16 protein-coding genes, 1 other RNA gene and 2 pseudogenes are annotated in these 26167 nt (G+C 66.2%); 9 read left to right on the top strand and 10 right to left on the bottom strand.

Translation table 11 applies throughout. The annotated features are described in order from the left end of the window. The first annotated feature begins 109 nt into the window (after positions 1–109). From H8R17_RS03305 to H8R17_RS03295, 3 genes are read left to right on the top strand one after another with little or no spacing between them, the layout of a single operon-like run. Positions 110–1024 carry a Nif3-like dinuclear metal center hexameric protein gene (locus tag H8R17_RS03305; RefSeq protein ID WP_187821587.1) on the top strand — a complete coding sequence of 305 codons (915 nt, stop codon included), beginning with the start codon at positions 110–112 and terminating at the stop codon, positions 1022–1024. Next, positions 1021–1764 (top strand): zinc ribbon domain-containing protein, encoded by a 744-nt coding sequence (locus tag H8R17_RS48535; protein WP_187821722.1) that lies wholly within the window; start codon positions 1021–1023, stop codon positions 1762–1764. The genes H8R17_RS03305 and H8R17_RS48535 overlap by 4 nt, the downstream gene beginning before the upstream one ends. A gap of 30 nt (positions 1765–1794) precedes the next feature. Continuing rightward, on the top strand, positions 1795–2979 hold the full coding sequence (locus H8R17_RS03295) for a bifunctional RNase H/acid phosphatase (RefSeq protein WP_187821586.1): 1185 nt from the start codon (positions 1795–1797) through the stop codon (positions 2977–2979). 33 nt (positions 2980–3012) lie between these two features. Here the strand turns inward: H8R17_RS03295 and eda are convergent, their stop codons facing one another. Together eda and yaaA are read right to left on the bottom strand one after the other, a co-directional pair. Next, positions 3013–3645: a bifunctional 4-hydroxy-2-oxoglutarate aldolase/2-dehydro-3-deoxy-phosphogluconate aldolase gene (eda, locus tag H8R17_RS03290; RefSeq protein WP_187821585.1), complete on the bottom strand. Its 633-nt coding sequence runs from the start codon at positions 3643–3645 to the stop codon at positions 3013–3015. A 60-nt stretch (positions 3646–3705) separates the two neighbouring features. Continuing rightward, a complete protein-coding gene (gene yaaA / locus H8R17_RS03285) occupies positions 3706–4488 on the bottom strand; it encodes a peroxide stress protein YaaA (protein ID WP_187821584.1) in 783 nt (260 codons plus the stop codon). A 143-nt stretch (positions 4489–4631) separates the two neighbouring features. Here yaaA and H8R17_RS03280 point away from each other — a divergent pair, with 143 nt between their 5' ends. After that, positions 4632–6068: an RNB domain-containing ribonuclease gene (locus H8R17_RS03280; protein ID WP_187821583.1), complete on the top strand. Its 1437-nt coding sequence runs from the start codon at positions 4632–4634 to the stop codon at positions 6066–6068. On the opposite strand, the pseudogene H8R17_RS46275 reads toward H8R17_RS03280, so the two are convergent. After that, positions 6019–6243, bottom strand: a pseudogene (locus tag H8R17_RS46275) (hypothetical protein); the annotation flags it as partial. The gene H8R17_RS03280 and the pseudogene H8R17_RS46275 overlap by 50 nt on opposite strands. A gap of 63 nt (positions 6244–6306) precedes the next feature. Here H8R17_RS46275 and H8R17_RS46270 point away from each other — a divergent pair. Together H8R17_RS46270 and rnpB are read left to right on the top strand one after the other, a co-directional pair. Next, positions 6307–6573 (top strand): annotated as a pseudogene (locus tag H8R17_RS46270) (Uma2 family endonuclease); the annotation flags it as partial. A 72-nt stretch (positions 6574–6645) separates the two neighbouring features. After that, an RNA gene (gene rnpB, locus H8R17_RS03275) (RNase P RNA component class A) lies at positions 6646–7054 on the top strand. A 229-nt stretch (positions 7055–7283) separates the two neighbouring features. Here the strand turns inward: rnpB and H8R17_RS03270 are convergent. After that, positions 7284–8369 (bottom strand): site-specific integrase, encoded by a 1086-nt coding sequence (locus H8R17_RS03270; protein WP_262504981.1) that lies wholly within the window; start codon positions 8367–8369, stop codon positions 7284–7286. Between the two features lie 1116 nt (positions 8370–9485). On the opposite strand from H8R17_RS03270, the gene H8R17_RS03265 reads away from it, so the two are divergent. Further along, a complete protein-coding gene (locus H8R17_RS03265; protein ID WP_187821582.1) occupies positions 9486–10079 on the top strand; it encodes a non-canonical purine NTP pyrophosphatase in 594 nt (197 codons plus the stop codon). A gap of 700 nt (positions 10080–10779) precedes the next feature. Further along, on the top strand, positions 10780–11286 hold the full coding sequence (locus H8R17_RS49065) for an ATP-binding protein (protein ID WP_187821581.1): 507 nt from the start codon (positions 10780–10782) through the stop codon (positions 11284–11286). A gap of 289 nt (positions 11287–11575) precedes the next feature. Here the strand turns inward: H8R17_RS49065 and H8R17_RS03255 are convergent, their stop codons facing one another. Both H8R17_RS03255 and H8R17_RS03250 read right to left on the bottom strand, forming a co-directional pair. Further along, complete coding sequence (locus H8R17_RS03255; RefSeq protein ID WP_187821580.1) at positions 11576–12424, bottom strand: hypothetical protein; 849 nt, start codon at positions 12422–12424, stop codon at positions 11576–11578. Further along, the gene (locus H8R17_RS03250; RefSeq protein WP_187821579.1) at positions 12424–13974 is read right to left on the bottom strand and encodes an AAA family ATPase; all 1551 of its coding nucleotides are present in this window, start codon (positions 13972–13974) and stop codon (positions 12424–12426) included. The genes H8R17_RS03255 and H8R17_RS03250 overlap by 1 nt, the downstream gene beginning before the upstream one ends. Positions 13975–14498: 524 nt before the next feature. On the opposite strand from H8R17_RS03250, the gene H8R17_RS03245 reads away from it, so the two are divergent. Next, positions 14499–17693: a DEAD/DEAH box helicase gene (locus tag H8R17_RS03245; RefSeq protein ID WP_187821578.1), complete on the top strand. Its 3195-nt coding sequence runs from the start codon at positions 14499–14501 to the stop codon at positions 17691–17693. A 46-nt stretch (positions 17694–17739) separates the two neighbouring features. Here H8R17_RS03245 and H8R17_RS03240 read toward each other — a convergent pair whose 3' ends face one another. Genes H8R17_RS03240 through H8R17_RS03225 form a run of 4 tightly spaced genes read right to left on the bottom strand, consistent with a single transcriptional unit; the run spans position 17740 to position 25976 of the window. Further along, the gene (locus H8R17_RS03240) at positions 17740–18933 is read right to left on the bottom strand and encodes a TIGR02679 domain-containing protein (protein WP_187821577.1); all 1194 of its coding nucleotides are present in this window, start codon (positions 18931–18933) and stop codon (positions 17740–17742) included. Next, positions 18923–23242, bottom strand: coding sequence for an SbcC/MukB-like Walker B domain-containing protein (locus H8R17_RS48530; RefSeq protein ID WP_187821576.1), 4320 nt, complete (start codon positions 23240–23242; stop codon positions 18923–18925). Before H8R17_RS48530 ends, H8R17_RS03240 begins: the two co-directional genes overlap by 11 nt. Beyond that, positions 23239–24423 carry a DUF2398 family protein gene (locus H8R17_RS03230; RefSeq protein WP_187821575.1) on the bottom strand — a complete coding sequence of 395 codons (1185 nt, stop codon included), beginning with the start codon at positions 24421–24423 and terminating at the stop codon, positions 23239–23241. Before H8R17_RS03230 ends, H8R17_RS48530 begins: the two co-directional genes overlap by 4 nt. Next, positions 24420–25976: a DUF2397 domain-containing protein gene (locus H8R17_RS03225; RefSeq protein ID WP_316959301.1), complete on the bottom strand. Its 1557-nt coding sequence runs from the start codon at positions 25974–25976 to the stop codon at positions 24420–24422. The genes H8R17_RS03230 and H8R17_RS03225 overlap by 4 nt, the downstream gene beginning before the upstream one ends. Between the last annotated feature and the right edge of the window lie 191 nt (positions 25977–26167).

Raw genomic sequence — 26167 nt, 5'->3', positions numbered from 1 at the left:
AACGATTCGTCTGAGAAAACGGGGGCGTATGTGCTGGCCGTGACCACGGCCTCCGATCCGGCGTCGGCACCGGTTCAGCGGCACAGAACCTCCAGGTAGCCTGTGCTGCGTGCCACGTCTGTCTGAAGTCATCGCCGCGCTGGAGAACCTGTGGCCCGCCGAGCGGGCCGAGTCCTGGGACGCGGTCGGCACCGTGGTGGGGGACCCCGGGCAGGAGGTCTCCCGGGTGCTGTTCGCGGTCGACCCCGTGCAGGAGATCGTCGACGAGGCGTTGAAGCTGGGCGCCGACCTGCTCGTCACCCACCACCCGCTCTATCTGCGCGGTACGACGACGGTCGCGGCGACGCACTTCAAGGGCCGTGTCGTCCACACGCTCATCAAGAACGACATCGCGCTGCACGTCGCCCACACCAACGCCGACACCGCCGACCCGGGCGTGTCCGACGCGCTGGCCGGCGCCCTGGACCTCCGGGTCGTACGGCCCCTCGTCCCGGACGCGTCGGATCCGGAGGTCCGCCGGGGCCTGGGCCGCGTCTGCGAACTGGACCACCCGCTGACCGTCCGCGAGTTCGCCGCCCGCGCCGCCGAGCGGCTGCCCGCCACCGCGCAGGGCATCCGCGTCGCCGGCGACCCCGAGGCCACCGTCCGCACCGTCGCCGTCAGCGGCGGCTCCGGCGACAGCCTCTTCGACCACGTCCGGGCGGCCGGCGTCGACGCCTTCCTCACCGCGGACCTGCGCCACCACCCGGCCGCAGAGTTCACGGCGGCTGTCGCCCCCCGTCCGATCGCGCTGCTCGACGCGGCGCACTGGGCCACCGAGTGGCCCTGGTGCGAGCTGGCCGCGGCCCAGCTCGACGAGATCTCCGACCGGAACGGATGGGACCTCAGGGTCCACGTCTCGAAGACGGTCACCGACCCCTGGACCGCCCACGCGGCCCCCTCCGATCCGTCTCCCGCCACCGCCCCTCCAAGGAGCGCTTCGCGCGCCCCCACCACTTCTGACCCATCTGGAGCCCCCAACTGAACGCCGCGCCAGCCGACCAGATCCGACTCCTCGACGTCCAGGCCCTCGACGTCCGCCTCCAGCAGCTCGCGCACCGGCGGAGGTCCCTGCCCGAGCACGCCGAGATCGAGTCGCTGACCAAGGACCACACGCAGCTGCGCGACCTGCTGGTGGCCGCGCAGACCGAGGAGAGCGACTGCGCCCGCGAGCAGACCAAGGCCGAGCAGGACGTGGACCAGGTGCGCCAGCGCGCCGCCCGCGACCAGAAGCGCCTGGACTCCGGCGCGGTCAGCTCGCCGAAGGACCTGGAGAACCTCCAGCACGAGATCGCCTCCCTCGCCAAGCGCCAGGGCGACCTGGAGGACGTCGTCCTGGAGATCATGGAGCGCCGCGAGTCCGCGCAGGAGCGGGTCGCCGAGCTGACCGAGCGGGTCGCCTCCGTGCAGGCGAAGATCGACGACGCGTCCGGGCGCCGGGACGCCGCGTGCGAGGAGATCGACGGGGAGGTGGCCTCGGTGACGAAGGAACGCGAGGTCATCGCGGGGTCGGTGCCGGCCGATCTGCTCAAGCTGTACGACAAGCTGCGCGAGCAGCAGGGCGGCATCGGGGCGGCGAAGCTGTACGCCCGCAGCTGCCAGGGCTGCCGTCAGGAGCTGGCCATCACCGAGCTGAACGAGATCCGCGCCGCCGCGCCCAACACGGTGGTGCGCTGCGAGAACTGCCGCCGCATCCTGGTGCGCACGGCCGAGTCCGGTCTCTAGAAGTCGGTTCATCCATAGGGAGCTTGTGGCGTGCGGGAATTCATCGTCGAGACCGACGGCGGGTCGCGGGGCAACCCCGGGCCGGCGGGCTTCGGCTCCGTGGTCATCGACGCGGCCACGGGGGAGACCCTGGCGGAGACGTCCGAGTACATCGGCGTCGCCACGAACAACGTCGCCGAGTACCGGGGCCTGCTCGCCGGCCTGCACGCCGCCCACGCCCTGGACCCGTCGGCCACGGTGCACGTCCGGATGGACTCCAAGCTCGTCGTCGAGCAGATGACGGGCCGCTGGAAGATCAAACACCCCGACATGAAGCCGCTCGCGGCCCAGGCGGCACTGGTGTTCCCACCGGGGCGGGTGACGTATGAGTGGATCCCGCGGGAACGGAACAAGCACGCGGACCGCCTGGCCAACGAGGCGATGGACACGGGGACGTCGGCTTCTTCGCTCCGGGGCGGGGAGGCGGAGCCCACTGCCCCGGCTTCCTCCACCGCCGACTCGGAGCCTCCCGGCGGCGGAGCCGCGAAGGATGACGCCGATGTGCGTGCCGCCCGTACCGTCGCCGTCCCCGGCTGGGCTCCCCCAGATCTCGGCGCGCCGGCGACCATGGTGCTGCTCCGGCACGGTGAGACGCCGCTGACCCCGCAGAAGCGCTTCTCCGGCAGCGGCGGTACCGATCCCGCCCTCTCCGACGTGGGCCGGGAGCAGGCCGAGCGGGTCGCCGCCGCGCTGGCCCGGCGCGGCGCGATCCAGGCGATCGTGGCCTCGCCGCTCGCCCGCACCCGCGAGACCGCCGGCATCGTCGCCGCCCGCCTCGGTCTCGACGTGAGCATCGACGACGGCCTGCGCGAGACCGACTTCGGCGCCTGGGAAGGCCTCACCTTCGCCGAGGTGCGCGAACGCCACCCGGACGACCTGAACGCCTGGCTGGCCTCCCCGGACGCCGCACCGACCGGCGGCGGCGAGAGCTTCGCGGCGACCGCGACCCGGATCGCCGCCACTCGCGACAAGCTGGTCGCGGCGTACCCCGGCCGCACGATCCTGCTCGTCACGCACGTGACCCCGGTCAAGACCCTCGTACGGCTCGCCCTGGGCGCCCCGCCGGAGTCCCTGTTCCGCATGGAACTGTCGGCGGCCTCCCTGTCCGTGGTGGCCTACTACGCCGACGGCAACGCCAGCGTCCGGCTCCTCAACGACACGTCCCACCTGCGCTAGGGCCTGACGGCACGGGCAGGCGGGAATGCGACGTCAGGGCCTCAGCCCCGCCGCCTCGCGGGCCAGCGCCTCGACGCGCGGCCAGTCGCGGGCGGCGACCGCGTCCTGCGGGAGCATCCAGCTGCCGCCCACACAGCCGACGTTGGGCAGCGCCAGATAGTCCGGCGCGGAGGCCGGGCCGATCCCGCCCGTCGGGCAGAAGCGGGCCTGCGGCAACGGCCCGGCGAGCGACTTCAGATACGCCGTACCGCCCGCCGCCTGCGCCGGGAAGAACTTCATCTCCCGCACCCCGCGCTCCAGCAGCGCCACCACCTCCGAGGTGGTCGACACCCCCGGCAGGAACGGCACCCCCGACGCCCGCATCGCCGCCAGCAGCGTCTCCGTCCAGCCCGGACTGACCAGGAAGCGCGCCCCCGCGGTCACGGCCTGCGTGACGTGCTCGGGCGTGATCACCGTGCCGGCCCCGACCACCGCCTCCGGCACCGCGTCGGCGACCGCGCGGATCGCCGCCGGCGCGGCGGGCGTCCGCAGTGTCACCTCGATCGCGGGCAGCCCGCCGGCCACCAGCGCCCGTGCCAGCGGTACGGCGTCTTCGGCGTCCTCCACCACGACGACGGGGACGACGGGAGCGAGGTCCAGGACGGAGGCAGGCGAGGGCGTCGGCATGCACTCATCCTGTCGAGCGCACTCAATGTGCGCAAAGGGTGTTGCAGGCAATGCAACGGCTCAGTGGATCTCCGCCACCAGCACATCCAGCGCCCACGGCCGCCCCGCCTTCGCGGGCGCCTCCGCCGCCACCTCGTACCCGAGGTCCCGCAGCGCCTCGACCAGCTCGGCCGGCCCCGTCGGTGCGATCCCGGCCGCCAGCAGGCTCCGTACGATCCGCCCCTTCGTCGCTTTGTTGAAGTGGCTGACCACCTTCCGGGTCGGCGCGTGCAGCACCCGCACGGTAGCCGTCCGCCCGGCGACCTCTCCCTTCGGCTTCCAGGCGGCGGCGTACGCGGCCGACCGCAGGTCCAGCACGAGCCCGCCACCGGCCGCCTCCGCAAGCGCCGGCTCCATCCGCGTACGCCAGTGTGTGCCGAGCGCCCCGAGGCCGGGCAGCTTCACGCCCATCGAGCAGCGGTAGGAGGGGATCTTGTCGGTGACCCGGACCGCGCCCCACAGCCCCGAGAAGACCAGCAGCGAGCGGGCGGCGCGGCGCCCCGCGGCCGCGTCGAGGGAGGCCAGGCCGAGGGCGTCGTAGAGCACGCCGGTGTAGATCTCCCCGGCGGGGCGTGCGCCCGCCGTCCGCAGCTGCGCGTTCTTGGCGACCTCGCCCCGCAGGCCCTCGCTCAGCCCCAGTACCTCGCGCGCCTTGCCCTCGTCGCCGGCGCACAGCTCGACGAGTTCACCGAGGACTGCTTCGCGGGCGGCGGTGAGCCCGGGCAGCGACAGGGACTCCAGCTTGAGCGGGGCGCCGCGGCCGGGGGAGGCCTTGCCCTCGGAGGGCGGCAGCAGGACGAGCACGGGGGATCTCCTTCAGTTTAACTCCGGGACAGCGTACGGCGTGCTGCCGTGGCCCCCGAGGGCTGTTCCCCTGGACTCCCGTTCGGCCGGAACGTCCTCGTCCGCAAACGCCGGACGGCCCGGTTTGTGCTTACTCTCGCTGTATGCCCCGCCGCCACATCCGCGTGACCGGCGCCCCCGAAGCCCCCCTCCGGGCCGCGCTCACCGCGCTGCGTGCCGAGATGGGCGTGGCCGACGGCTTCCCTGCCGACGCGCTCGCCGAGGCCGAACGGGCCGCGCGGTCCCCGCTCCTGCCGAAGCTCGACGCCACCGACATCCCGCTGTTCACCATCGACCCGCCCGCCTCCACGGACCTCGACCAGGCGATGCACCTGTCGAGACTGGGCACCGGTTACCGCGTCCGGTACGCCATCGCCGACGTCGCCGCCTTCGTCGTACCCGGCGGTGCCCTGGACGCCGAGGCCCACCGGCGGGTGACCACCCTGTACTTCCCGGACGAACGCGTCCCGCTGCACCCGCCGGTGCTCGGCGAGGGCGCGGCGAGCTTGCTGCCGGGCCAGGACCGCCCGGCCGCCCTGTGGACGATCGACCTCGACCCGGACGGCCGTACGCTCGCCGTGGACGTGCGCCGCGCCCTCGTCCGCAGCCGGGCCCGGCTCGACTACCGCTCCGCACAGCGGCAGATCGACGAGCGCACCGCCGAGGAACCCCTCGCCCTGTTGGAGACCGTCGGGTGGTTGCGGGAGCGGCAGGAGAGCGAGCGGGGCGGGATCTCGCTGACCGTGCCCGAGCAGGAGATCGTCGAGCACGACCACACGTGCGAGCTCGCCTACCGCGCCGCGCTGCCCGCCGAGGGCTGGAACGCCCAGATCTCCCTGCTCACCGGCATCGCCGCCGCCGACCTGATGCTCGCGCACGGCACCGGCGTCCTGCGCACCCTCCCCCTCGCCCCGGACGGCGCCGTCGCCCGGCTACGCCGTACCGCGCACGCCCTGCGCATCGACTGGCCGCACCACGTGTCGTACGCGGACCTGATCCGCGCCCTCGACCCGCACCGCCCGCGGCACGCGGCCTTCCTCCAGGAGTGCACGACCCTGCTGCGCGGCGCCGGCTACACGGTGTTCCGCCACGGGGTCCTCCCGGAGATCACCACCCACTCCGCCGTAGCCGCCCCCTACACCCACTGCACGGCCCCGCTGCGCCGCCTCACCGACCGCTACGCCACCGAGATCTGCCTGGCCGCCGTGGCGGGCCGGGACGCGCCCGACTGGGTGCTGTTCGCCCTGGACGCGCTGCCCCGGGAGATGGCCCGGGGCACCCGGCGCGCGAACGCGGTGGAGCGGGCGTGCGTCGACATCGTCGAAGCGGCGCTGCTCAGGGACCGGGTCGGCGAGCTGTTCGACGGCTGTGTGGTGGACGTGGAGGAGCGGCGGCCGACCACCGGGACCGTGCAGGTGGAGTCCCCGGCGGTCATCGGCCGCATCGAGGGCGACGACCAGCTGCCGCTGGGGGAGCGGCTTCGGGTACGGCTCACGCGGGCAGATCCGGCAGCGGCGACCGTGCGGTTCGCGCCTGCGTGAGTGCCTGTCCGAGCGCCTGTACGAGGGTGTCGGCGTCGTCGGCGTGGAAGCGGACGACGCGGACGTCCCGGCGGCGGCCGAGGAAGGTCACGTGGGTGACGGGCTCGGCGAGTTCCAGCGTGACGGAGGTCTGGGAGCCGACGGCGGCGTCGAGTTCGCCGTCGGCCCGCTTGTGATCTCACGGACAGGTGATCAGCCGATGTCCCAGTCTGGCGGGCGACAGAAGGAGGGGCGTGACATGACTGCCATGGCCCACGAGCCGCTCACGCAGGAAGAGGTCCTGCTGGAGGGCCTCCTCGCCCTGGACACACCGGAGGGTTTCGGGGCCGAGCTGATCGAGGAGGAGATCGTTGTGACGCCGCCGCCGGACGGGGATCACGAGGACTACATCGGGCTGATCGTGAACCAGGTGATCAGGCGGTCCCGGACTGACATGCAGTTCTCCGGGAACAAGGGGCTGAAACTGGAGAGCCGGGGTGGCTGCCCGAAGGATTACGTGATCCCGCGGGCTCGGTCCTGGCGACAGCCGCCAGTCCGCGGCCCGGCTCACGCCCGGTACCATGGTCGACACGGCAGACGAGCCGGGCGGACGGCCGCGTGGAGTCCCCTTAACGGGGGCGCTCCCCGAGGAACGTCCGGGCTCCACAGGGCAGGGTGGTGGCTAACGGCCACCCGGGGTGACCCGCGGGACAGTGCCACAGAAAGCAAACCGCCCAGCACTCAGGTGCTGGGTAAGGGTGAAACGGTGGTGTAAGAGACCACCAGTGCCCAGGGCGACCTGGGCAGCTAGGTAAACCCCACCCGGAGCAAGGTCAAGAGGAGCGCTGTAAAAGGTGCTCTGCGCGGACGCTGGAGGGCTGCCCGCCCGAGTCCGCGGGTAGACCGCACGAGGCCGGTGGCAACGTCGGCCCTAGATGGATGGCCGTCACCGAGGGGGCCGCGAGGGCCTTTCGGGACAGAACCCGGCGTACAGCCCGGCTCGTCCTGTCGCACCCCTCCGGCCCTGGTCAGAGCGGGTGTCCGCTCCTCCACGCGCCTCCGGGGTCGAATCGGGGTCGAATCAGGTGGGTTGGCCGTTCCACGGGTCCAACTCACCCTTCGCGCCGCGATGGTTAGCCTCGTTGCGTCAATGAGTCTTGCACATCAGGGGCCGCTGAGGTCAAGTCCCCAAGCCCCAGGTTCACCCGGCCGTGTGGGTCAGGTCTGTCAGCACTGCTACGCCGCCTGCTCGGTGTCGGCCGGCTCCGTCGGGCCGGGCTGATCCGGGCCGAAGAGACGGCTGAACGTCCTTACCTTCACGCCCTGCACGGCCACCGGCGGGTGGGCGTAGGTGTCCCACGTCTCGGAGAACTCGGCGTGCCGGGAGAGCGCCTGCACGGTCTTCGGGTCGTGCCTGTCGTCCTTGTCCGCGCCCAGCCGGGACGTGTAGAAGTGCTTGAGGTCGTGAAACCGGGTGCCTTTCGGAAGCCCGGCCAGTTCTACCGCCTTCCGCCACACGTCGTTGAAGTGACTTCGTGTCAGCGGCCGGCCTTGTACGGTCGTGACGATCAGTCCCTCGTCCGGCGGCGGTGCATAGCCCCGCTGACGGCGCTTTTGCTCTGCCGCCTTGGACACCGGCGCCGGCCCCTTGAAGTGCGTCAGGTGGTAGGCGAGGCGCTGCATGAGGAAGTGGTCGACCGGCAGCGTGGCATAGCTCGCTTTGGTCTTCAGCTTCGTCTTCTTGCCCTTTTGTCGCTGCTCCTCGACGTAGATGAGGTCCTGGTCCCAGGCCACGCGGCTTTCCGTCAGGCCGAAGGCCTCACCTTCGCGCAGGCCTGCGCACGCTGCGATCCACACCAGGATTTCGTACCGCGGCTGGACTTCCCGCATAGCGCGCGCCAGGTCCGCCACCTGCTCGGGGGAGAGGACCACCTCGACACGGTCCTCGACCTCGGGCAGATCGATCCGGGACACGATGTTGGCCGGGAGCGGGACATCCGCATCAACCATGTAGTTGACCAGGATGCGCCACGTCTTGAAGATCTGGACGACGTAGTAGGCCGACTCGATTCCCGGCTTGTCGATGAGATGATCCACAAGGGCCGTCGTATCCCGTCGCTTGAGCGTCTTGGCTATCCGGTTGCCCATGAACGGGACGATGTGGGTACGCAGGTGACTCTCGTAGGTGCCCGTTGTGTTCTCGTTCTTATTCCTCTTCTTTCGCCCTGCGATCAGCTGGTCCGCGAACACCGCGACCTTCTCGTTCCCGATGTCGGGATCGACCCAGGTGCCGTTACGCATGTCCACCCGGACCTCGTCCAAGTGGTCGCGGGCCTCCTGCCAGCTGTCGAATGCCGGACGCCGGGGCTTCCCGTTGGGGTCCGTGTAGCGAGCTTGCCACTGCTGGCCACGGCCGTGGTCAGCAGTCGGGTAGAGCGGTTTCCTCTTCGTGCCGCACTTGCAAGCTGTGTCGCCTTGCTTCGGGTATCTCTTGTGCCACCGATCGAACGGTGCGTCGGACTCGGCCATGTGCCCCTTCCGTGGGTGAAATCCAATCTTTCTCGGCCCGTAGTACCTAGGGATCCAGCGGTTTGGGTGAGTGGGCGAGCTCGCCCCGCTTGATGCGCTCGAAAAGCTCGTCAACCTGCTTCTCGCTGTAGCGCACCCGACTGCCATTCCTGTTTCCTCCCCGGTTGTCTCCTGGACCGGGTCGGTAGTACGGGCCAAGAGGGTAGGCGCGCAGAAGACCTCGATTGGTCCACCGGCGCCGCGTTGAAGGTGAAATACCAAGTCGGTGTTCCACCTCACGGGGCATCATATAGCGATCGACGGAATCCGATGGAGTGGTTTCGGATGCCCTATTTGATTTGCTCATCGAGGCGCCCGAGTCTGCAATTTCGGGTGAACTCGAAGCCGAAACCCTCCTGCTTCTGAACCTGGCATCCGGCAAGATCCAGCCTCCTGTAGCCCGCGTCTCTCCACCCGTGGTGGGTTGGGCTGGGCGCCGAGCTTGCGTGTGAGCGCGCCACAGCCATCCATCTACAGGTGTTTATGAACGGGTGTGACAGTAGCTCAAGCCGGCCAAGTGTGACAGGTGAGATTCGCCTGATCTGCTCACTTATATTGATAAATGTCGTAAACGCTTGTAGAGAATCGTGGCGACGATGGCCTGCCTGGTGGTGCCAAGGCGGCATGGATGGGGCTAGCGGGCTACTGATGCGACGACAGATTCGTCAGCCGGGCCCTGGCGGCGGACTCTCCCACAGGGTCGACGGCCAAGTAGATGAAGAGGGACTCTTGATAACGCTGTGATGCAAGCGCGGGATCCCTGCTCTGCGGCAGCACTGCCCAGGAGTGTGGCTGGGATCGAAACCGCAACTTCTGCGCTGTCAAGCCCCACGGCGCGACAGGTCGGATTCAGAAAGGAAATCTCTACGCATGTCGCACATCAAGGTTGTTATGTGTACCGGAAATAACGGAAAGTTCCGCACCGCTCAAGAGCATCTTGCACCACGGGGCATCGAAGTTGAGCAGATACAGCTGGAGTTGGACGAGATCCAGACCACGTCAGTTGCGGAGATCGCCGAGCGCAAGGCCCTACAAGCTTTCTCGATTCTGGGACGGCCGTTGTTTGTCGAAGACTCGGGTTTCTACATCGAGGAGTTCGATGGGTGGCCGGGGCCAATGGTGAAACAGGCCCTTGAAGCGTTAGGCCCCGATGGGTTCACCCACCTCGCCGATCTCACGACGAATCGCACCTGCCGTTTCGCAAGCGCCGCTGTCTACGTGGACGCGCAGGGTGAATTGCACACCTTTGCTGATGACTCCCGGAAGTCCGGGTCCATTGCGCCGGTCCCTGACCGCGGTAATGGGCCGAGGTCTTGGTCGGACCTGTGGTCGATCTTCGTTCCTGAGGGCTCTACGTCCACGCTTGCTGCCTTGCCAGCTGCACAGCAGGAGCAGGTTTTCGCCGAGTGGCGGGAGGAGTCGGTGCTAGCTGCGCTGGGGGCCTGGCTGGCCGGACAGCAATAACTGCTGTCCGGCCAGGGCAGTTGCTTCGGAGATGCGACCGTACTCCACCCCTCAAGCTGATCCCCGCCCAGGCCGTCCGCACCGCCGTCACACCCCGCGGGGCGGGCGTGTCCGGCAGTTCGGCTTCCAGTCCCCACTCCGTGTTGAACATGACAGCCATGCCTTCCGGCACCACGTTGGTCCTGAGCCAGAGGGCGAATCGGGCCGCGGAGCCGGCGGTGCAGTCCTGGACGGACACGCCTTCAGGTGACAGCAGGGCCATGCCTTCCAGTTGTTCGTCGTCCAGGGTGATCCCGAAGAGCATCGACGAGCCGCTGACCGGCCCGTCGGAGCCGTCGTCAACGCGGATGAACTCGTCAGGGTTCCGCGCTCGCAGCTTGTCTTCCAAGCCCCCGTACGTCAGCCCCCAGCTCTTCCCCTTCGGCGGGGAAAAGATGTACATGGTGCGGAGTTGCACGATCTTTTCGGGTTCCATCGTGGCGTAGTGCATCCTGTACGGCTGACATTGCGCCGGTGATATCGCCTCAGCGATAGGGCGCCAGGCTACCTGTGGTCCATGGTGGTCGTCCGCCGCCTGCTGGGCTGCTGACGGATTGGTTGGGTCAGCTCTGGACGAGCCCGGTGAAGTCGGCAAGCGATCCATTCACTTGTGGGAGATCGCGTTGACGCCATAGCTCCAGTCCTGCGAGAGGTCATAGCCATGCCCCGCCCGTTCGGAGACTCGCCATACGCGTTCACTGTTCCGCCCTCGGTCTCGGCAGTGCCAGCCGCACGAGACCGCGTTGTCCAGCGTGCACAGCGACTCGGGCTGGTCCTGGATGAGGAGCTGACCAGCGACTTGCGGTTGCTCACGGGAGAAGTAGTCGCGAACTCAATTACGCACACGCAGGCTGCATGCGTGGTGTCCGTGCGCTATTTCGGCGATCGGCTTCGCGTGGAAGTCACCGACGTTGACCCCACCTTGGTACGCTCGTCCCAGGCCGAGGCGATGGACGAAAGTGGGCGGGGACTATTTCTTGTTGCCGCCTTGGCGACCGAGTGGGGCTCACAGCCTTGCGCAGCGGGGAAGAAGACGTGGTTCGAACTGGCGGTCTCCGCTCCCGTGGTAGGCACCACAGCTATAACCGCCTCCCAGGCTGATGGTTCCGCAGTGGAGGCGATGTCCATAACCCGTGCAGACTTACGAATGGAGCATCAAGCATCCTGACCCGCACACCAGGTCGACATTGCCCACAGACGAGACGGTAGCCGTGCCGGACGCTGTGGAAGTACATTCCACGTGGGGTCCCGGCGGCCATACCATCGCGCTGCGAACTCCCCTACTCTAAAGGCACGGCGATCAGTCCACTGTGCCATGGCTAGGAGTGGGTCGGCCAACCGTAGCGAAGTCACACCAGCCGTGTGCGGAGATGGGATGGCCTCGATGGCCAATCCACATCACAACTGACCGTCAGGTGATGCAGGCTGCGGCTGTGCGCTGGCATGAGCAGGCGGGGTCAGAATTGGTCGAAGCCACCTTCGAGATACCCGGCGTCCCCTGCCAGAGTCTGGAACAAGGCCCTCTTCCAGTGGTTTTGACCCCCTGCATCCTTGTCTATGAGGATGCTGTGTTCCGCCAGCAGCAGATACTTGCGCCGCCCTGCGGCGTTTATTCCTCTGAGAATTCCGCGGATGTTACTCATCTCTCGAACCGCGTTGGGGCCGTAGAGCTCGGCGAGACGGAACATCTGAAAGTGGCGAATCACACGGGCGGCGAGAACACAGTCCGCGCTCTGCGGGGGGCGTATATGGTACGAGACTTCCGGTGGGCGGTTCTCGATCCACTTCAGGCGGGCAAAGAGCCACTGCTGATCTGCCACATCGTCGTAGTACGGGTGAAGCGTCTGCTCGCTGGCTGTCGCCGGCACATGTTCGCCCTTGAGCCAGTTGCAAATGCCGCATGCTGGCACGAGGTTGATCGGCACGACTGCCAGGAGCGGGTACTTCATCTTCGGCAGCTGGTGATCGAGGGTGCTGACATCACGGTGCCCGCACAGTGGGCAGATCTTGTGGGGGACCTTCTTTAGTTCGTTGTAGAACGCGCCGCCAGGCGACCTGTCCGGCACGAGCCTGTCTGTGTAGGTATTGGTGAGCTGAGTGCGGTCAGCCTCATCGACAGGCTTCTTTGCGAGCTCTTTGAGCGTGTGCAGCGCGGCTGCGCTTGCCGCGGCCTCGAACTCGTCGGAGGCATCGACAACGGCCTGCTCCAACGCTTCCAGCCGTCGCTTGTGCCTGCGGATCGCCGTGCTAATGCAGGCGCGGTAGAGGGTCCGAGCAGAAAGGCTCGGCACGGGCAGCGAGCGCATCAGTAGCGTTCCTCCGTAGCCGGGCCGAGGCCTCCTTGTGTGTCGCGTACGGAGATGAGGGCCATGACGATGCCTTTGGCTTCACCACCGAGTTGTCCGTCGAAGCGGCCGAGGATCTCTTCGTACGAGAGGTTGTCGCGGACGAGTCTCTTCAGATAGCGGTGGTAGCCGGAGTCTGTGACCTCCAGGCCGAAGACCTCGTGAGTGAGGATGCCTACGTTCTCTCCGAACGTTTCGATGACGGGACGCTCGGCGACGAGTTGGTTCCCGTACCGGTTCAGTTTCCACACGCATGAGGCCGGGACCTCTTGGAGGACGACGGGCGAGTGAGTGGCGACGATAGCGAGTCCGTTGCGCTCAGCGAGCAGGTCGGACAAGGCTCGGATGAACGCGGCCAGGAGGGGCGGGTGCAGGTGGGATTCGGGTTCATCGATGACCACAAGCGTCCGCTCAGTGACGTGCTCTACTAGGCGGGTCAGCGTCAACAGGACGACCTTGTGCCCCGAGCTGAGACCCACGAAGAGACGGCGGGCCTTGCGGCGACGGCTGTCTGCGTTCTGTGTCGTGAGGAAGTCTTCGAGCCATTCATCCGTGATGAAGCCGCTTCCGGCGTATTGCAGGGTGCGGAGCGCCTTCGCCCACCGCTGGGCGCGTGTACCGGTTAGGCACGCCTCCACGCTCTCGGTGAAGTCGCCCAGGAGCCTATTGGGGGTCTTGATTTTCGGCGTCCGGTTGGAGGTGGGACTCTTCAGCCCAACGTACGCGTAGCGGGCTATACCTATGTCGCCGTCGTTGAGGAGAGGGAAGTCATCGAAGGCGCTGAATGTGACGCTGACCAGGTTGGTGAAGGTATCGCGGCCGCCCCGCCCATACTCGATGATCCGGCCTACTTGTTCTTCGCTGGCTTCACTGTCGCCGATGCAGCGGGTGAGTCTGTTGAGGAGGAAGGACTTTCCGACGCTGTTACGGCCGATCAGCACGTGAATGTTCGTCGGTGGCAGCGATTCTGGGATCACAGCGAACGTCAAAACAACAGGTTCTCCTCCGCCGTCTGCGGGGGCTGGCGACTTGTAGCCCACTTGGAAGGCCGTCACCCGCTCGCCTCCCTGGGCGATGCGGCGGAACTGCTCTTCGACTGCCGCGATCTTCACAAATCGCAGGAGCGACTGCTGCGTCACGGGCTCGTCTTTGGCATGCGCAAAGATTCGTGCGTCGAAGGCCATGTCCCGGAGAGCGGAGAGAACCTGCTCTCGAAATTCGATCCTCAGGCTGCCCAGGTTGGTGTAGTAGCTGTCGTCCTGGCCGAGAGAGAAGAACGTGTCGTCAAGGTTGTCGAAACTCTGCGGGACAGGGGTGGAGGAGCGAGCTGTCATGCCGAACTTGCCGATCTTGACCTCGCCGATGTCCCGCCGAACACCACCCTCGTCGTAGACCACGAGGTGGAACATGGTGACGAAACCTTGATCGTTCCATCGGTCCGTGATGAGCAGTGCGTGGGAGCGAAGGTCTGTTGGTTCCTCGCTACCTTCTTCCACCACGGTGAAGCGCATTCGCTCTCCTTCCCCCCTTACCACTCACCGCGCCCAGGCCAGGCCACGAGAGCTGGCAGGCTGCAAGGGTCAGAGTAATCACAGCGGCGAGGCCTTCCCACGTCTGGCATGCCAGGTTGCGTGCTGCGCCTTCGTGGTCTGCCGGATCAACAGGTAGGAATGCCGCAAATGGATGCCTGCGTGGGTGGTCCGCAGTTGGAGGTCCTCGGGTCGATGCTGACGCGGGAAGCCCTACAACTTGCCCGAAGGGCAGGGAACGTCGCACCCCTTGAGCTGGGGTGTTGCGACGATCGATAGAACTCAAGCCCCGGTCTGTGGGGCCCCACCAGCAGTCGCGGCACAGCGGCTCAGCCTGCGGCTGGCACGGGAGGTTTCGACACCTGCGGCGATCGAATCCGAGTAGATCCCTGAAGAAACAGTGCCGATCAGGGTACGTATGGTGACAGCAAGCAGCTGTGCGGGTTGGGGGCATTGTGGGAACTGAGCAGCAGCGGCGAGCTCGGATCGTGGGCTACTGGCGCGCAGTGGAGCTGTTCAGCCCGCAGAAGATTCCCGCGGTGTCGCCGCGCGAGCGCGTGTACGCCGTGTCGGAGGACGGGCTGCTGCCGTGGGAGGACGGCCACCCCCTGCGGTCTGTGCCGCTGGATCCGGGGTTCGTGTGGCAGCACGTGGTGTATGGCGGCTCCTACGCACTGCGGGCGGTGCGTGACGTGCTCCTGGAGGTCTTCGGCGAGAACGAGGAAGACCACGATGGGCGACTGGACGGCGAGAGCGCCCTGTTCGCGTTGACCGTCAACGACGAAGGGCGTCTGCTTCTCGATTCCCCGGTGTTGTCTACCTGTGCTTGGTCCACAGGTCGGGCGTTGCATAGAGGGCCCGCCCAGCCAGGATGGCTGGACGGGTTCGACGAGGAAGAGACGGTATGGCTCGCTCGAGCCGCGGATCTTGGCGAGGAGTTGGTTGAGGAACTGCGGGACTTCGACGCGACTGACCCGGCTACCGATGAGGACAGCGAGGAGGACAAGGACAAGGTTGGCTTGTACCGGTTGTCCGCGAAGGATCTGCTGGGCTTCGTGCGCGATGTCGCCCAGGCCTGGAACGTGACGGACGCTCTGCAGCCGGAGGAGATTCGGGTCCGGAGCGTGGCGGTGCGGCAGAAGCAAGCCGATGACGCCGATCAGCAGGACTTCCTCAACAGTTTCTATGTTGCCGACCTCGATCTGGTCTCACGCGCCTTGCAGACGCGGGAGCCTGGGACGGGACTGGCCGCGTATCTGACGCCGAGAACGCAGGTGAACGTTGCGTGGCGAGTCGACCTGCGAGAGCAGCCGCGAGCGGCCTTGGACGCGGTGGCGCCCGGGCACACTCCCATGGGACGTTGGCCGGCGAATCCGAAGCATCCTTTGGCTCTCAGCCAGCAGTTCGCGGTGAACACGATCTGGAGTGAACTGGCGGAATCGAGTGGGCTGTTCGCAGTCAACGGTCCGCCCGGCACAGGTAAGACGACGATGCTCCGGGACTGCTTCGCCGCTGTGATCGTGCAGCGCGTTCAACGTCTTGCTGCGCTGCGCATGCCGTCGATGGCGTTCGTTGACAAGGAGCCGTACCGGTGGCAGAGCGGTGATTACACGCGCACGGTCACCGCGTTGAAACCGGAGTTAACGGGTTTCGAGATGCTGGTCGCCTCGGCCAACAACGGGGCCGTGGAAAACATCTCTACCGAAATCCCGGCACGGGCGGCCCTCGACGATTTATGGTGTGCGGACGCCGACTACTTCGCGGAACAAGCAACCCGGCTCCTGAAGGGCGCGCCGGCTTGGGGTGCGGTCGCGGCCAGACTGGGCAATAAGAAGAACCGGATGGAGTTCATCAACCGGTTCTGGCACGGTAAATACAAGATCGATGACGAGCAGGCGCCGCCTCCGCCGAACGGTCGTCCGCCGCGCAATCGGGATGCCTGGATCGACAGTGAGAAGGGCATCGCGCACCTGCTGCGTGAATGGAGTCGGCAGCCGCACAGCGGTGTGTGGCGGGAAGCCAAGGAACGATTCCACCAAGCCCACGCCCGGGTAGAGCAGTTGCAGACTCAGCGTGTGACGGCCGCGGCAGCCCTTGGAGAGGTGTCGTCAGCAGCCGCCGCGTTGCGGGCTGCCGAGCAAGCAGCCGCGGACAGCGACACCCGCCTTCGTCAAGCTCAAGCGCAGGCAGTCGGCGAGACAGCCGCACTGCAGCGCGCTGAGGCGGCCCTCCACGAAGCACAACAGGTGCTCGATGCTCACGCTCGCCGACGTCCGGGATTCGTCGTGAGCATCAGCACGTTGGGCCGTGCGGCACGGGACTGGCATCAGCGCGACCAAGAACTCGCTGGCCATGTGGACACGGCTCGCGGCGTTCGTGATGCCGCGGCAGCGTCTCTGTTCGGTGCCCAGCGTGCAGCGACTCAGGCAGAGCACACGCTAGACGTCTGTCGTCAGCAGCAAGCTGCGGCAGCAGCCCACCTTCAGGCACTCGCGGAGACCGTCGCCCAGGCCCACGCTGATTGGGGCGACCATGTCCCGCAGGAGGCATGGCTTCACGACGACGCCACCCGCGAACTCACCGCTCCTTGGGACGACGAAGAGATCGCCCAGGCCCGCTCAGAGCTGTTCCTCGCAGCGATGGGGCTCCACGAGGCGTTCCTGCGGTGTACAGCCCGCACCATGTACGCCAATCTCATGGCGGCGATGGACGCCGTGGCCGGCGCGATCCCCAAGACCGTCTCCGCGGAGCATGTGAAGGTCGCCTGGCAGAGCCTGTTCCTGCTCGTTCCCGTCGTCTCGACCACGTTCGCCTCCCTGGACCGGGTCTTTGGCCGCCTGGGGCCGGAGGCGCTGGGCTGGTTGTTCATCGACGAAGCCGGGCAGGCCACCGGGCAGATGGCCGTCGGCGGCATGTGGCGAGCCGCACGGACCGTCGTGGTGGGTGACCCGATGCAGCTCGAACCCGTCGTGGTCTTGCCTTGGACCGCGCAGCGAGCCCTGGGCGACGAGATGGGCGTCGACGAGGAATGGTCCCCGAGCCGCACCTCGGTCCAACAGCTTGCCGACCGCACCAACCGCTACGGCACACTGCTGCCCGCCGAACTACCCGATGGGGCCCGGGAGGTGTGGGTGGGCAGCCCGCTGCGCGTCCACCGACGCTGCCACAACCCCATGTTCGGCATCAGCAACGCCATCGCCTACGACAATCTCATGGTCTACGGGACCCCTGACCGCGGCGACTACCGCTACGGGCCCCGCAGCTGTTGGGTAAACGTGGAAGCCACCGGAGCAGACGGGCACTGGATTCCTGAAGAAGGCCGCGCACTGCGCCGCGTCTTGGAGAAGCTGCGTGACGACGGCGGGGTCGACCTCGCCCAAGACGTCTACGTCATCAGCCCGTTCCGGGCTGTTGTGCGAGGCGCTCAACGTGCCTGCCGTGGCCTGCTGCCAGATTCACGGGTCGGAACAATTCATACGACGCAGGACAAAGAGGCCGACGTGGTGGTTCTGGTGCTCGGCAGCGATCCGCGGCGCCCCGGCGCTCGTTCTTGGGCTGCCTCCCGCCCCAACCTCCTCAATGTCGCCGTCAGCCGCGCCAAGCGCCGCCTGTTCGTCATCGGCAATCTGGATGCCTGGCGTGACCAGAGGTACTTCTCCACCCTCGCTGACTCGTTGCCGGCCCACACGTGGCAGCCATGAGATGAAGCTGAACAGCAGCCAACCGGGACACCTCAGCGCACCCGAATCACATCACACGCAGATCACAAAGGAGCTTTGGCAGTACCTGCTCCTCGTACTCCCGGGCAGTGTCGCTGGCCGTGGTCTGTCGCAGCTCGAACCTCCACAACCGGCTACCCGGCGCGTACTCCCGTAGCAAGGCAACAATCTTTTGGCCTGCGTTGTCGTCATCAGCACGAACATGGAGCTGCGCTCCCGCGCGTTCCAGGCCGGTGATCAGCTCCAAGGCGGCTGATGAAGGCCAGCCGTAGGTACAGACAAGAGGCGCACAGCTGGCACCGTAGTGCTCGGCCGCGGCCTCGACGACCGCAGGGTTCTCACAGACGTAGACCATGCCCACGGTGGGGGCCGGGGACCAGGGCCCGCGGAGTGAACGATGCGTGAGCCATACCGGCTCTCCGACGGCTGCTGCCGCGGCAGCGATAGGTACGGCTGACGCCGTACCCGTGAGCATCAGGTTGAGGCAGAGCACCAGGCTTGAGACTTCGTCGCAGGCAATGCCTCGTGCTGCCCAGGTTGTACGCCAGGTCTCACCCGTGGTGATGGTGCCTGGTGTGACGCGACCGGCCAAGTCAACGTCAGGATCCGCTTCGAACGCTGTGTACCCGGCGATCAGCACGGCCACGGCGCGGCCGAGTTCGGTGTCCTTGTCCAACCCGTGTGGATCGTCCAGGACGGCGGCCGCGAAGACGGGGAGGGATACCGAACCCTGGTCGGCTGTTGGCAGCTTCTTCCAGATGTCGCTTACCTGGTCAGCTTGGTGTTTCAGTTTCCCTGATCCTGCTCTGGGACGAGCCCTCAGCTTAAGGAACCACTGAGCCACTGTGCTCGGAATGCCGGCAGCAGTGAGGCTACATAGCGCATCACGGAGCTCGCTCTCTCGCTCGGCTTGCTTCCGGGCGTTCAGGGCCCGCAGATCGTCTAGTTTTCCTTGGGTCTCGGCGAGGGACCTGAGCGTCACGGATCGGCCAGCGAGCGCCTTCTCCAAGGGGTCCACACTGATGCCTTTGCCGGAGGTCACCCAGGGGAGTCCAAGGAGTTTCCCGACTTCACGGCGTTCGGACTCGGTGAGTTCCACTTTGATCTCACCACGCACAACGCCCCTCTTCGCGATCCGTCGGCGTACTTCCTCGATGACCTTGCTGGGTCCGGGCAGCTTGGCCCAGGCCAACAGCGAGGAGTCGAAGTCACTATTCGTCACTGAGTTCTCCAGCAGTAGAGAAGAGGTCTGGGACGGGCTCTTGGCCCTCACGTGCGGCGGTGGTCGCCGCACGTGCCGCCAGGTGGGCTGGGTCTGGGAGTTCGATGGGGTCCATGCGTCCTGCCGCCCAGAGCAGGAGCGTGAGATCGGCTCCAGGCAAGGGGTGCGGTGCCCGAACAACCTCGTACATGGCAGCACTGGGCACTGAGGCGGTGTTCACCAGGGGCCCCGGGCCGGCCAGGAGGTAGTCCATGTCGAATTCGTGGAGCAGGCCGAGGACACTGGAGCGGTTGGGGCCGTCAACACCGTCGAACGCTTCGTCCAGCCACAGGGGCCGCGGTCCTGTTGGGGTGCCCTGGTACATCGTGGCGAGAGCCGCGACCAGTGGCAGCATGAGAGTGACGACGCGTGCGCCACCGGAGAGTTCTCCGTGCGCGTCGCGTTCGAGTGGTGTCCACCGGCCTGTCCCGATGCGGCTGTCGATGACGACGGTGAACCACCGGCGGTAGTCCAGGACTTCTGTAAGGCGGCCGCGCCAGTCCGTTTCGCCCTCGTCCCTCGCGCGGCGCTGGGCTTCCTCAACCCGGCTGCGCAGGAAGAACTGGATCTGGTCTTGAGCTTCCGTGGGCAGGAGGTCGAAGGTCTCTCCGCTGAGAGCGTCGAGGACCTCGGCGCCGTGGGGGTCTTCCTCCAGGGGGGCGCGGCGGAGCCGGAGGGTAATCCGGCTGGTTCCAGTCGGATGCTGCGCGAGCGTCTCGTTGATGGTCTTCTCTAGCGAGTGGACAGTCTCAAGCCGGTCGCGCAGGTGCTCGATGAATGTGGAGCCGAGGAGCTTGTCCAGGGTCTCGTGCCAGGCCTGGTCGTAGCCCCGTTGAAGTTCCTCGTGCTGCTGTGCCAGCCGGATGAGGGCGTCTCGTGGGCTGTATCCGATGCCCGAACTGTCGACGACCACTTCTACCATTGGCAGCTCATTGGGTTCGTCGGAATCGATGATGCGCACGGTGCGTCCGGCGTTCACTTCCAGAATCGAGCGCAACTGCGTGGTCTCTTCAGCGAGCTTGCGCCAGGCCCGCTGAATACGAATGTTCTGCGTGTGGGCGTCTCGCTCTGGCCAGTCCACGAGGGTGATGGTTGCTCTCGCCGCCCGTGCCGCCTCCAAGGCGCTCGAGGTTGTTGGAGTTTGGGCTTTCTCGATCTCAAAAGCTTCTGGCAGCCCGCCGTCGACCAGCCTGTTCCAGTCCGCGGTGGCGTATTCACGAACTTGCCTGGCTTTCTCTCGCTCCTCTTCAATCAACCCGAGCTGTGCTTCCGCCCCCATACGTTCTTCAGCGTATTGAGCACGAGCCTTCTGCCTAAGCTCGGCACTTTGGCTCTGCTCCTCGAGGAGCATGTCGATCTCCTGCACGCGGGCCAGGAGGTCCCGGCCGTCCTTCGAGAGAGCATCCAAGGCGGTACGTGCCTGGACCTTGAGGAAGTCTGCCCTCTGGCGCAGTTCCTGTGCCTTGTTCTCCTCTTCCGAGGCCCGTGCGGCCTCCCGCTCTGCGATGCCTTCCGCCTGCCGTACGTTCTGCCGTTCCCCCTGGAGAACCCGTCGCTCAGTGTGCAAGCTCTGTAGACGTCCGCTGAGTGCATCAAGCTGCCGCTGAAGCAGCTGGAGCTGCTCGTCTGCTTGGGGAAGGCGATGCGCTTCCCGCCAGGTAGAGGCAGCACGGCGTGCTTCAGCAACCTTCTCGTGAAGGTCATCGAGATGCTGCTGTTCGGCTGCGAGGCGGCTGGCAGTGTCATCCTTGTGCTTCTCCGCAGTGGAGACGGCACGGACCAGCGTCACGAGCGTTGAGTCGTCGGGGGCATCCGCCGCGACTGCCCTCAGCCGCGACAGTCCATCGTCAGCGATTTGAGCCGTGGCCTTCGCCTCGTTGATCTGCACGGCAAGCGCATGGAGCTCGTTGATGAGCGTGGCGATGCGCTGCTCGCGACGTGCCTGCCGTGCCGCGATGCCGATGTAGCAGGCGCCCTCGGCCGGGGCCTCGCATTGTCCGGCCATCGCTGCAGCAGACCAACGCCCGTCCGCCGCGATGAACGAGCCATTCGACGGGAGTGGCCCAGTGGTGATCCACGCGATGGAGGACAGCATGGTCGTGACCGAATCCGCCAGGGCACCGGAATCAGCGGCAGGTGTGAGCACGGCGGCCAGCGATGTACCGGCGACCATCTGGCTGCCGGGGGACACAACCGCCTCGATCCCGTCGCGGTCTGCATCCCACCTGCCGTCGGGGGTCACCCAGGCATCGAGGAGACCTGCCGCCGCGAGTGCAGCCTCAATGATGCCGAGTTCCGCAGCGTCCGTTCCGTCAGCCGGATCGACAAGGCGCCAGAGCGGTGCGCCAAGGTGTGAGGGAAACGAGGGCCTGTCTCGCCGCACCCAACCGTACGGGTCTGGGGGTGCTTCGTCAGGCTGACTCTGTAGGCGGTCGATCTCCTTCTGCTTTTCATCTACCTGCATTTGGAGGGCTTCGGCTGTTGCTTCGGCCCTATTCTTCGTAGCCATCAGTCGCTCACGCCGAGGCTCAAGGAAGTCCTGGTCGATGAGCTGTCGAAGGATGGGGCTGGCGTTCTTCCCACGGAGCCGGCCGACGACCTCGGTCCATGCTTGAACGTGCTGTTCTGACGGTGGGTCTGAGTTATCGACGGACCACAGTCCGATGTGGTCTACAAGCCGCTGGAGTTCGGCGTCTGCATCCTCAATCGCCGAACCCAGGGCTTTGCCCGCCCGGTCGTCGGCCTCCTTGAGGGTTCGGACAGCGGAGTCCTTCACTGCCGCGGTGTGCTGGGAAGTCTGTAGCTCTCCGAGCAATCCACGCAGGTGCTCGAGATGGTTGCGACGTGCTTCGTACGAGGCCTGGGCACGAGCGTCATCACCGTCAGTGATCCACTGCTGGACGGCTTCGGAGAATCCCGCCTCGCAGGCCAGCTGGCCAGTGCCTTGGGCCGCCTCCTGGATCTTCTCCTCGTGGGTTGCCACCGCTTCGCTGAGCTGTTTGACCTCCTCCTGCACCTGGTCAGCTGAGCTTCTGGTGATCTTCGCGTGTGTGTCCTGCCGTGCGGCATCGTCTGCGTGGCGCTCGGCTTCCTCAGCGACGGTGCGTGCACGCTCTTGTGCTGCTTCTGCATTGGCGTAGGCGTCACGTCGCCGGATCTCGCCCTGCTCGGCCAGTAGATCGTCCCGCTGTCGCCTCTGACAGGATGACTCCTCGTCGATCTCGTTGATCTTCTCGACGGCCGTGTCGCGTCGTTCGCCCTCGCTGCGCGCCTTGCGGGTGATCTCGTCGAGGCTGCTGTTGGCGGCAACGACGTTGTCTGCGGCATAGCGGACGGTTGCTCCGGCCCACGGCGTCCAGGCACGCCGATTGAAGGCGCTCAGAGCGTCCCGGGCCTGCTGTGCGCTGTCACGATCGTTGGTGATCTTCTCTAGCTGATCCCAGCCTTCGGCAAGCTGGCGAATCTCGTGGTCCTTCAGGGGCGGAAAGGCCATCCGAAGCTGCTCGGACAGGAACTTCATATCGAGGCGTTCACCGAGCTTGGGGGTTCGGATCACGCGCAGCATGCGGACGTAACTGTCGAGGGCCGTGCCATCGCTGTCGAAGACCAGGCGCGCGAGGTGCCTCTTGTAGTCCTCCGCCGAATCGCAACGGTGCCATCCGTCAGTTGATTCAAGGTCGCTCGCGGGGACGATGGCAGCGCCCTTCACGAGCAAGATGCCGTCGCGGACGCGGGCAGGTCCTTCGTACACGGCCCAGGTCAGCGACGGTCGGCCGGATTTGGCACGCTTGGCTTCCGTGTAGAGGAGGGCTGTGACGTATTCGGGCCCTGCGGTGGTCATACGGCCGTACTCGACCCAGATCCATCCGCGGTTCACCGACTTGGATGCGTCGCGTCGGTCCTTGTCGGAATCGGTCGGTTCCACGTAGTACCGGAAGCGTTTCTTGCCGTCCCCGAGAGTGTCGATGAGGTGAGGCCCTGTGTTTCCGGCAAGCATGATCAACGTGGTGAGGGTCATGAGCGTCGACTTGCCGGTCTCGTTGCGCCCCATGAGCTGGGCACGCCCTCCGCTGGCCCAGAACTCCGCTACCTCGAACTCCCACATGTTGACCACGCCAGCGCGTAGCTGCTGCCACCGATCGGTGCGTGTGGGTTCAGGAAGCCCTCCTGATACTGCCGCTTCGCGCCAGTTCAGCAGGTGCTCGGGGGACAGAGCTTCATTGGCAGTTCCGCGGGATTCGAAACCGGCAGTCTGGGTGCCGTTGTTCACTCTGAGTCCTCCATGAGGGACGTCGCAGTGTTCCAGTCCGACCCAGGCTCTGGATCCCGGTACCGGCCGGCTGCGGCCGTGAGCGTCCAGTTACCCGTGTCGTCAACATGGAGAAGGCCTGCATCTCGCAGCGTTTCTTCGGCGGCTGGTCTGATGCGTTCAGGGCGTTGTTTGAAGTGGTCGGTCAGATCGGCGTGATGTTGGCGGTGCAGTCTGGAGGCCAGGGCGTCGACCTGGTGGGATCTCAGGGAGACGCATCCGTCGGCGGATCGTTGCCCGATAGTCCCAGCCGCGTCGCACATCCTGAGCGCCACCCATGAAGCGGCGGCTGCCTTGGGCCAGTCGAGCGTCGCGTCTGCTGTCCATGGATGGTCTGGGTGCAGGATGAGAACCAGGCCCTCGCCACGGACTTCGACAGTTCCCCCGGTCATGGTCCGTGCTGCCTCCGCCAGGCGGCCGGCCATGCTGGCGGCATATGAAGCGTCGTCTTCGTTGAGGTCGGCGTACAGCAGCGCCGGTGTCTCGATGAGGACGCGCAGCATGCGCGACCACCGGGTTGCCGCCAAGAGGTCCTGCTCGCCTCCTGTCGGTGCCGACAGGGCCAGGGCCACGGTGTGGGGGTCAAGGAACTGCAGGAGCGCGGCACGGTCTATGTCGTAGCCAGCTCCGATACCGGTGCGAGCCGCTTCCCAGGCACGCAGCATTTCTTCGTCGCGTGTGCGCCGGACGAGGACACCCTGGGACTCTAGGCGGCGGACGGCGAGCAGCAGCATGGAGCGTTCCGGACCTTGCTCGGGGTCATAGGCGGTTACGGGGCTCGTTTTGAGGCTGGTGATCACGCGAACCTGGTCAGAGATGGCCTGCAAGGTGGTGGCGCTGTCCCTCTCTTCGCACGCGGCAGCGGCCAGGAGTGTGAGTACGAGCTCTCGTCGCCTGGGTGGCTGTGAGGTGTAGGGGGCTGCGATCGTTCCGGCATGTGGTGTGCGGTGAAGCCGGATGATCTGTCCGGCGATGATGAGCCGGTATCCGAGTCTGCGGAACCATTCGGTAAGTTGCCGCTGGTGGCGTATGACAAGCCGGTGGAGTTTGCCGTCGTTGGTCGTGGTTACCAGCGGCTTCGTCAGGAGTCCGACGAAGGCGCTTTGTTCCTCGAACCTCTTGTTGACGGTAAGTGCCTTCATTCTCGCTCAAACTCCAAGGTCACGTCATCGAGCACGACGACTCCTTCGGGAAGCTGGATGATCGCGGACGACGCGGCTTCGGGGGCCGGAACCATGCGGATCTGCCACCGCGCGTCTTCGGTGGATGCGCTGCGCGACCCATCGGAGTGTCTTGTACCTGCCCTTGCGGTGGAGAGCAGTTCCCAGAGCAAGGCCCCCTCCGCATCCGTGAGTTCGTCCCACATACTGAGTGGCTGTCCGGATCGGCGAAGGATTCCTTCTTCCGCTTCGGCGAGCTCACGGCGGGCCTGGGCTGCCTTGCTCCGCGCTACGGCGCGAGCCTGGGAAAGGTCGGGGATGCGCCCCGGGGTACCTTTCAAGGCTTGGTGGCCTCGCGCACGCAATCGACGGTCCACTGCTGCGGGAGGGGCCTCCCAGAATGATGATCCAGCAGGAGCGGCATCTGGAGCGTTGAGGATCAAGTGGACGGGCTGATAGAGGCCCGTTGCCCTCTGCCAGAGACTCCAGGCTGCGTGATCGTCCTCGGCTCGCTCTAATTCGCCTGCCAAAGACAGGACTTCGGCTCGTCGGCTTACCGCCCCACCCAGGGAAAGCAGCGTCCTGTGGCTGCGCAGTACGTCCGGCACAGCGTCTCTGACCTGACGTCGAAGACGGCGAGACTCGTTATCCCGACCACAGAACCACGCCTTGAGCGTCAATGATGCATCCGTCAACTCGCGGACTGCATCGGCAAGAACATCATCAGGGGCCTCTGCACCAAGGCGATGCAGAGCGATCGCTCGCCACGAATCGGCGTCGACCTCTGTCACCCGCAGGGCGAGAGCACCGATGGCTGGCGTATGTAGGTCGACACTCGCTCCCCATACGTCGACGTAGTTCCGCAGCAGGGTGGTGAGGGATTCGATCTTGTCCGCGCTGGGGGCTCCGCTCAATCCGTGCGCCATCGCCGACTGCCAGCGATGAGCAGCACGCTGCATGTCGCTCAGAGTCAGCTGGACCTGCGCCCAGGCTGTATCCGCTGTCTCGTGATCGCGCCCGAGTACCGCACTGCAGAACTCCTCCACGTGCTTGGCGATCAGCGCGGGCCCAAGGAGCACTGATGTCGATGTGTCATGCTGCGCCTGCTCTTGGGCCACAACGAATCGATGCAACTCTGCTGCTTGCTGGGTTAGTTGGTATCGCTCGCGGTTGCGGAGGAAGTCCGTTTCAAGCTCGGCACGATCCTGCCAGCTCTCGACTGTCCCCCACTTGAACAGCTGCGTCATCTTCTGGTCGAGTTCCAGAGCATCCTCACGGAGCAGCCCGTCCACCACCCCCTCGCCATAACGCTCAGCGGCGTGCTCACGCAGCAGCCGCGGCAGATCCACCCGAGCGACTCCGGTGAGAGATCGCGCCTGCGCTTCCAGGAGTACGTCGACAATCAGCCGATACGGAGCAGAATTTCGGACAGTCAAATAGGAGGCGAATCGAACCCGTCCGGGCAGCCCCGCAAGAGCCCACGCATCAACCTCTACTGCTGATCCAGCGTGACTCCCGCGCTGCCGAGGCAACACATTCGCGCGAATGTTCGGAGTTTCGTTGATTGCCGCTCGCTCATCCACCGGTGATTCCTCCCCAGCAGCGCCTCATCGCGCTACCCAAGGACCGTAGCTTCAGGCACTGACAATCGATCGGCAGTTGACGCTAGCTGCCGATCAAGGAGCATTCCCAGAGAACGCTGATGCGAGACACGACACGGGTGATT

Source organism: Streptomyces sp. TRM68367 (assembly GCF_014495685.1).
Classification (GTDB): Bacteria; Actinomycetota; Actinomycetes; order Streptomycetales; family Streptomycetaceae; genus Streptomyces.
Note: the sequence above shows the minus strand (reverse complement) of the source record. Positions and strands in the feature narration are given on the sequence as shown.